The organism is Paracoccus caeni (genome assembly GCF_016629665.1).
Classification (GTDB): Bacteria; Pseudomonadota; Alphaproteobacteria; order Rhodobacterales; family Rhodobacteraceae; genus Paracoccus; species Paracoccus caeni.
In genome coordinates, this window is record NZ_JAEPRQ010000017.1 from 1 (window position 1) to 8446 (window position 8446).

Consider the following 8446-nt stretch of genomic DNA (forward strand, 5'->3'; position numbering starts at 1 on the left):
CGGGAACGCCGCCGCACTTATGATGAGCAGAGATTGTAAGCTCCCAGAATTCAGATCGGTCGCCAGACGCATATCTGACATTTGGGCCGAGTTCGTACTGTGATGCAGGCGAACGGCGGCTTTACGGAACGCGGCGAAGCTGCATTGTGACCGGGTGAGCGTCCGCAGAGGGCCGAGTGCGCGGGCCAGAGGCTGACTGGCGCCGCCCCTGGTGCAAAGAGCGGCAGATCGACGTGAAGAGCCCATCGCCGACATTCGTAGAAGCCGCAGCGAATGCAGGTGCAGCAAGTCGAGTTACGGCACTTTGCAGACGTTGGCGCGACGATCTGATGCTACGTCGCGGCTTCACCACTGCGGACATTCGGGGTGCCTGCAGCAATCTTCCTGTCCGAGCTTGAAGCAGGCTTCGCGCGGATTACGGGTTGGCGTCGCGCAGAGTAAAAAATTCCGAGCAACACCGGGAGGTATTTATGGACCAGTCCGATCAGGAACTCGAGCGTCTCAGCGCGCTGTTGCATGCGCTGCCCATCGAGAACATGCCCATGACGCTCAGTGAACTTGATGGCTACGTAGTCGGTGTTCTTGCCTGCCCGGATATGATCCCGCCCTCGGAATGGATGTCCCATGTCTGGGGAGAGACAGGTGAGGCAAATTTTCCCGATCAGAAAACCGCCGAAGCCACGGTCGGTGCGGTCATGGCTCACTACAACTCGGTTGCGGAGGCGATGACCCGCTCACCTTGGATCGAACCCATCTACGAGGTTGACCCCAACAGTGATGAGGTGATGTGGGAGCCTTGGATCGATGGCTTCACTCGCGCTATGGGGCTAAGACCGGATGCTTGGGATCGACTGCTCGCTCAGGCCGACGAAGAGACGCGGACGACGATGATCTTCTTGATGGCGCTTCAGGAAATATACACTGGCCACAGCAAGTTCACGGATGAGGAGATCGACGAAATCGACCTTGAAGCACCCAATCTGATCCCGAACTGCGTTGCGACGATACTCTATCAGTCTCGTCCCGAGCTTTCCCGCATGGAGCCCGCAAATCGTTCCGAGATGCCGTTCAACGCCGGTCCCCGGCCTGGGCGGAACGACCCATGCTCCTGTGGGGCGGGCCGCAAATACAAGCAATGTTGCGGTCGGAACTGACCGATCGCCCAAGTCTCTCACGGCCCATTGCTGCCTTTCACACCCGAGCTGGTCGCTGCGGTGCGGCTTCCCCAGAACGGTCATTTGTGATTGCGGCGACCCTTCTCGCATGGCAAGCCCGGAAAGCGGAAAAGAGCTGATTTTCGCGCTGTGGCTCGCTATATCGAGGAGTAGTGAAGGGTGTTCACAAAATTTGGTAGGATCGCAGGCGTTGGGGCCGTTGCTATTGGCATCGTAGCGATCATCGGATCGTTCGTTGTTGCCCCCGATGTGCTGGCCCCCGACTTTGATCGGACCTCTATGGCACAGTCGGCGCTCTGGCTTTCGCAAGGTTCAGCGTTGGTGTTCTTCGGCTTGGTCCTCGGGGTCCTTTGTGAAATTAGCATCAAGTTAGGCAAATAACACCCGCTGGGAACACGGTGAACAAGAGCGAGTTCTTAGGCACTCACGGCCCATTGCGGGCGGTCGACCTCGAGCAATGCTGCGTGGCGGCACTCCCCAAAGCGGTCGCTGGAAGCCGGGTGCGGAAATCCACCGGTTGGAATGTCGGCAATGGCCCCCGACCAGACTGTTGAGCTTTTCCAAACGCGACGATGCAGTTCTCCCAGACTGGACTGTCGTGCTAGATTCCGCAAAATCGAACTACCGACGTCGGCAGCGACCTCCGATGGAATTGCGCGCGCTCAAGGCATTGCAGGGGTTCCCTGAACCTGGCGTCCTGGGTAGCTTTCCAGGATGTTGAACATGATCCAACCTCGCGCCGTCCCGTCACCCCGCCATATTGCCGCAGGTTTGGGCGATGCCTCTCGCAAGGAGATCTGCGGTCTTCTCGCCCTGCTGGACGCCGCGCGACTGGTTAAGATGACAGGCGCTCTGGGAGATGCCGCGCGACGGAAGCTCGTGTCAGATGTCACCCCCGCGGCCGATCGAGTGGCCGAGTTCGCCAATGGATTGATGGAGGGACCCGTCCCGACGGACGCGTTGCGGGCACAGCTCTGGCTCGGCGTTAAACGGAGCCTTGGCCTGCCGGGCCTTTACCCTCTGTCGATGCGCGGCCTGGTGGAGGAGGCCGCAGCCATCGCTGTGCGGGCGTCGGAGATCCTCGCTCCTGCGGTTGCAGATGCACAGCGTGAAAGCGCAGAGGCCGACGTGTCGATCTTTGCGCGGGCGGGTCGAAAGCTTCTCCGCGCCGTTCCGGGTGCGCGCAAGCGCGCCAGTTCGGCCGTGACGTTTCCGGACGTCGTCGCGCACGAGCTTGCCGCCATTATGGAAAGCCTCCTGGCAGCCGAGAGCCGGGGCCAGCTGGATCCCGAAGTCGCAGCGGCCATACGCAAAGGCCAGCAGGCGGTCTCCACTGCAGTCATTGCGGGAGGCGGGTGGGCCGCACTGGCGGGGGCGATTGGCACCGCGGGTTTTGCGCCATATATACTCGCGGCGCAGCTGTCAGCCGTGATCCCCGTCGTCTCGGGGCCGGCCCTCACCTCATTGCTGTTCGTCATGATCAATCCGATGACAGTGCTGGCTGGCAGCGCGGCCCTTGGTTATTGGGCGATCAGCGGCAAGGTCGGTGCGGCCCGTGAGGTCGCTGCCGCGAGGGTCGCCATCCTTCTGGCCGTAAGGGGACATTGTGCAGAGGATGGAGCGGACACCCTCCTGAACGCATTCCGCAGCCTTCACCGGATGAGCGATGCGCATCTTGCCCATCTCGACAAGCAGCAACGCGAGGAGATCCGGCTAAAAGCTGGATCGATCACCGAGACCCTCTCGATGGAGATGCCGGCCGCATCACGGGCTGCGCCCGGCCTCTGGGGAAAAGTTCTCGTGCTCGACGAGGTGACAGATCGTCAGGATGTGGCTCTCGTGGCGGGGCTCACCGCAGGCGATATGCTTTACAACGCAGCGGCGGTTGATCCGGCGGTTCTGGCGGCCGCAGATTTTTCGAGGGTCGCGGAATTGGAAACGCCGCTTGACCTTGCGGCCTGTGTTGCAAGCTTCGCCTCTCAAGGTGCCCGGATCTCGCTTCGAGGCTATAGCGCCGAGCAGGTCGTAATGGCGCGGCTGATCGACGACGGTCACGATGTGATGCTTGCCGATGGCGCAACGACCCCTGGCTACGACCTCATCGTCGATGGCGTTCAGGTCCAGATCAAGTGCGGCGCCGACATCTCATTGCTCAAGGAGCATTTTGCGAAATATCCCGACATTCCCGTCATCGCAGACAATGCTCTGGCTTTGAAGGCACAAGCATTGGACGAGGCTTGGGCGCCAATGGTGACGACGATCACCGGTTTTGACCTCGATCAGGTGCAGAGCCTCGTCGATCAGTCCCTCTTGGCTGCTACCGAACTGGGAGACGTCGCGGTGCCGCTTTACGCGGCCCTGATCGGCGGCGTGCGTGCGGCGCACAAGGCATGGACAGGACAGATCCCGATGGAAGACCTGCCGGCATGGCTGGTCATCGATCTGACCATCCGCGGGGGCTTGGCCGGCGCGGGACAAGCCGGGGGCGCGATGCTAGGGCTTGTGTTTCTGGGCCCCGCAGGGGCCTTGGTTCTTGGGCCAGTAGCAGGTGTTGCGGCACTGATGGGCACAGGGCGGGTCCATGATCTGCTGGACATCGGGATCAGAAGGGAATGGCGGGCCGAAGTGCTTGAAGCGGCGGATAACCTGCACAAGGCCCTGCAGGCCGCAAGCGACCGTCAGATCGGCGCGCTAACATGCCGTCTGGAACGGCTTCGCCGCGCTGGACGTGATAGGCCAAATCCGCTGTTCGCCTGGCTCGAGGCGCGAATGGCGGACAATGTGCTTGCCGCAATGGAAGTCCGCGACCGCATGCAAGCTCCGTCAACCATGCGATCCACCTTGGAACTGCTTGTCAGGGCTTCGATGACGGATGCGCTAGCCCCCGATGTCCTGCGGGCACGAGATAAGCTGGCCCAGCTTCTGGCGGCGAAGCCTTCCACGACGGAAGCTGGGAGAGATCTTGGCATGAAGATTAGTGACGCCGTCCGAAAGCGTGCAAGAAAAGGATCTCATTAGTTTCGCGGCACAGGACGAACATCGTTGCCTCAACAGGAACCGGCCCAAAGCAGTCCTTCAAGCCGTGCCCTTGGCGCGTCCGGTCTCGGCCCATTGCTGCCCTACGGCCCCGGCCTGGCGCCGCCTTGCAGCATCCCTATACCAGACGTTCGTGCTTGGCGCGGCGAGATCGTCGGGTCACGGTCTGCTCTGCGGACGAAGCGGTCGGTCGCCACGGCCGCACCGCACGTGAAGTGCTGTCCCAACCATGACGGCTCAGGTAAGATTCAAACCGCCATCAGAGAGCAGGATTTCCCCCGTGATGTAATCCGCCCTGATCAGCATCATAACTGCCTGCGCAATGTCCTCGGGCTGTGCTGGCCTTTTCATCGGCGACTGATCTTTCCACATTTCTTGCGCCTCGGTCCAGTCGGCAGTCAGCGGCGTGTTAACCAGACCCGGCGCGACCGCGTTCACTCTGATCTCAGGCCCAAGCGTCCGGGCCAAAAGTCGCGTGACATGGTTCAACGCAGCCTTCGTCGCCGCATAGGGGATCGATCCGCCTTTTGGCCGAACGCCAGCATGTGAGCTGATATTAATCACGCTAGCTCTGCCATTCCTTTGCGCAGAGGCGCGAAGATGCTTCTCGCTCAGCGCGACGAGTTGAAATGGAGCGATGACATTGACCTCATACTGCGCTCGCCAGATGTCAGGACTTGCCGCCGATAGGTCGTCATGCGGAATCAGCCCGCTGATGCCAGCATTGTTAACCAAAACATCCAGCCCTCCGGTAACGGCGACGGCGTCGGAAATGAGTCTAACTCTTTCCGCCTCTCGAGAGAGGTCGGCCTGAATGTAGCTCGCAAAACCTAGCTCAGCAGCAAGCGCCGCGCCTTTGTCAGGTGACCGGCCCGAATGCAGGATTACGAAAAGCCCCTCATCGACAAGCCGCCGCGCAATTGCAGCGCCTATGCCTGACGTGGACCCGGTTACCAAGGCAATTTCTCGATTGGCTGCAGCTCTGTTCATCATCTCCCATCCCTCCTCTTTCGTGCCCGATTTCACCAAATTTGATGCGATCAATTTTGTCAAAGAGTTGAATGACCTGCACAAGATAGCCCGTCGGCAATGGGCTCTGAGTGCCGATCTTGCCGCGCGGCCCAGTCAGCGGCGCCCGCTATGCGGCAGCAACGGGCTCTTCACGTCGATCTGCCGCTCTTTGCACTAGGGGCGGCGCCAGTCAGCCTCTGGCCCGCGCACTCGGCCCTTACCTGCCAGTCGGCGCCTGCGGCTACTGCAATGCAGCATTCCCGAAAGCTGACGCTTAGGCTTGATGCGGCCTGAGCACGCCGCCACCGTCGGCTATGCGGACAAAGCGGTCAGTCGCGCAGTGCCGCTTTGACAGCCGCAAATTCCGCGACACCCTCGTTTTTGCCGTCTGTGAAGCTCGCGACAGTGATGGGCGTTGGTAGATCGGGAAAATGGTAGACCGCATTGACGCTAAACGGCCCTCCGCCAGAGTGGCCTATGACCCGACCAGCCTCCCCACAACGCCCGCTCATGAGGCCCAGTGCATAGCCGCATTCTGTCCATGGCCGCCCCTCAATGGCTCCACCGAGGGGATGATGGATCCGCATTTCAGAAAGCGTGGGCGCATTGAGCAACTCACCCATGAATAGGGCATGCAAGATCTTCGCCGCATCGACGGCAGTGCCGGTAAGACAGCCGTGGTAAACCCAGCCTGGGTGATATCCTGAAGCGCTCGGCCAATGGATGCGGTCGAAATCGCGCCGCGTGAGCGCGAGTTCGACACTCCGGAGGCTGAGTGGATCGCAGATCATCTGCTTGACGAGGCTTGAGAATGATTGCTGCGTTACATCTTCGATCTGATCCCGCGCCAGCATGTAACCTAGATTAGAATAGAACCAACCCTTCCCCGGCGCGAAGAGCCTGCCCTGCGCCATCGCCGCTTCCCGCAATTGCGCGGCGGGCCAAGGCTCTTCATTTGCGGCGACCCCTTTTCTGTAGGAGGCGAGAGAGTAGTAATCCGGAAGGCCCGAGGTATGACCCAAAAGCTGGCGTAGTGAGAAGTCGTAACCTGTCAGCATCCTGTCCAGATCGATCCGCCCCTCTTGCGCCATGCGCAAGGCACAGATCGCAATGACGGTTTTGGTGAAGCTCCAATAGGGAAAGATTTCGGCCTCCTGCACCTGACGAGCGTCAGATGCAGAAATACGATGGGTGAAGATTGGTTGGTTTGTGGTCATCTGCACAGGATAGGCCCTCATGGAACGTCCGCAATGGGCTCTGTGCGTCGATCTGGCAGCCTGAACCCGCCAGCGGCGCAGGACTAGGTCATGTTGACAAATGGCGGAGCCAGATCCTGATGCATGCTATGTCGACGAAGCCCAGTAAGCTGGCTGCGGTTTTGTCGTAGCGGGTTGCCAGCCGAAACTCAGCTTCCGGTAATGCAGCCACGCAGCATGTAACGAGATCGACCGGCAGCTTTGGGCCAGCCTCGTCGGCCCGAGTGGCGGGTCGGCCTGCGACCGACGAAGGTGTCGGTTGCTGTGCCGCAGCGCGTTGCTTCGAGGCCATACCGGACCTTCACACTGCGCCTGTGCGCAACCCGCAAAGCTCCGCGCCAGAGCCCGTTTCCCAAACCGGGCGAGCAGTGGTCGCAGAACCATGCGGACCGCCACATCGCTGGCGTTGATCCGGACGGTGCCGCTCGGCGTACCGCGAAAATCATCAACCTCCTGCAACGCTTCCGTGATCGACGACATGGCCGGACGAAGCTTTCCCGCGAGCCGCTCTCCTGCCTCGGTCAACGAGACGCTACGCGTCGTTCGATTGAACAAGCGCACACCGAGGCGCTGCTCAAGGCTCTTTATTGAGTGGCTGACTGCCGACCTGGTGACATTGAGTTCGACGGATGCCGCACGAAAGCTGCGATGGTTCGCAACGGCAAGGAACACGCTCAGTGTGAGCAGATCGCCGGATCTAGACTGGTGAATTTTCTTCATCTCGTCATCAAGAATTGGCGAGATAGTTGCGACAGTCAAGCTGGCCTAGATTTGAACGACAGGAAAAGGAGAAATGCACGATGGCCAAGCATGGCAACTACATCCCCGAGAAAGTTACGTTCGTCTCACATGGCGAAGACGTCGTCGGCGTCATCTATCGTCCCAAGGGAGACGGGCCGTTTCCTGCCGTCGTTCTGCTTGGACCCTATTCCTTCGAGAAGGAACAGGCCCCGACGCATTATGCAACGCGGATGGCCGACGAGGGCTTTCTGGCGCTGGTCTTCGATCCGCGCACGGTTGGCGAGAGCGGCGGCACACCGCGACGGCTGGAAAATCCCAAGATGAAGAACGAGGACGCCGTATCGGCGCTTGACTATCTGCTTACCCGGCCGGATGTCGATTCCGGACACATCTTCGGCCTGGGCATCTGCCAAGGCGGTCCCGAGATGCTTGACATCGCTTCCTACGATGATCGCATCAAGGCAGTCGCCTCCGTAACGGGCTACTATCGCGACCGCGAGACCGACCTGTTCATGATTGCGGCCGGCGTTACGGAAAACCCGTTCGACAAGGCGAACGCCCCCACAACCGAAGAACTGGAGGCTCTGCTTGGAGCGCGTCTCGAACGCGCACGCGATGCGAAGGCCCGCTATGAGGCAACGGGCGAAGTTGTTTATCGCCCGCTCGTCGCCCCGGAACTCGGCGATCGCAAGACAGGCTCGGAAGCAGGATTGCCGGGACCACTGGTCTGGAGCTGGTACGGACCCTGGACGCTGAAGGGTTGGGAGAACCGTTACGCTGTCATGAGCGATCTAGACCATTTCGACTATACGACCGTGCCCGGTGTGGCGAAGCTCGACAAGCCCGCCCTCATCGTTCACTCCGACATGTGCATGAACCCGGCGGCGGCGCGTCGGCATTTCGAATCGATCCCAACGAAGGACAAGAGGTTGATCTGGGAGAACGGCACCAACCACTTTCAGTATTACGAGCAGCCCGACGTCGTCGATCGCACGGCCGGCCATGCCGCAGACTGGTTCCGCGAACACATGGCTTGAGGGCGCGGGTGGCAATAGGGCGCGGCGCGGGTAACCCGCCGCGCCAGGATGAATTTATGGGGGCAACCGATCCCAACCGTCAAGCAAAGATGACCTACTGTGCCGGGGGCACGGCGTTTGCTATGCGGGACCATATGACTACAGCTCTTACGGCGACGGCTTAGGTCACCTGAAGTGGTCATTTCTGGAC

At 60.5% G+C, this 8446-nt stretch carries 5 protein-coding genes and 2 pseudogenes; 3 read left to right on the forward strand and 4 right to left on the reverse strand.

Translation table 11 applies throughout. The annotated features are described in order from the left end of the window. Window positions 1–470: 470 nt before the first annotated feature. Window positions 471–1154: a UPF0149 family protein gene (locus tag JJJ17_RS20085; protein WP_074991450.1), complete on the forward strand. Its 684-nt coding sequence runs from the start codon at window positions 471–473 to the stop codon at window positions 1152–1154. 744 nt (window positions 1155–1898) lie between these two features. Further along, the gene (locus JJJ17_RS20090) at window positions 1899–4193 is read left to right on the forward strand and encodes a hypothetical protein (protein ID WP_200689686.1); all 2295 of its coding nucleotides are present in this window, start codon (window positions 1899–1901) and stop codon (window positions 4191–4193) included. Window positions 4194–4448: 255 nt separating this feature from the next. Here the strand turns inward: JJJ17_RS20090 and JJJ17_RS20095 are convergent, their stop codons facing one another. The 4 genes and pseudogenes from JJJ17_RS20095 to JJJ17_RS20480 all read right to left on the reverse strand — a co-directional run. After that, entirely contained in the window at window positions 4449–5204 is a 756-nt protein-coding gene (locus tag JJJ17_RS20095; RefSeq protein WP_200689687.1) for an SDR family NAD(P)-dependent oxidoreductase, read from the reverse strand. 347 nt (window positions 5205–5551) lie between these two features. Continuing rightward, complete coding sequence (locus JJJ17_RS20100; protein WP_234464236.1) at window positions 5552–6460, reverse strand: serine hydrolase domain-containing protein; 909 nt, start codon at window positions 6458–6460, stop codon at window positions 5552–5554. 67 nt (window positions 6461–6527) lie between these two features. After that, window positions 6528–6623 (reverse strand): annotated as a pseudogene (locus JJJ17_RS20105) (IS5/IS1182 family transposase); the annotation flags it as partial. A gap of 374 nt (window positions 6624–6997) precedes the next feature. Further along, window positions 6998–7198: pseudogene (locus tag JJJ17_RS20480) on the reverse strand (LysR family transcriptional regulator); the annotation flags it as partial. Between the two features lie 80 nt (window positions 7199–7278). On the opposite strand from JJJ17_RS20480, the gene JJJ17_RS20110 reads away from it, so the two are divergent. Further along, window positions 7279–8256, forward strand: coding sequence for an alpha/beta hydrolase (locus JJJ17_RS20110; protein WP_200689688.1), 978 nt, complete (start codon window positions 7279–7281; stop codon window positions 8254–8256). The last annotated feature ends 190 nt before the right edge of the window (window positions 8257–8446 follow it).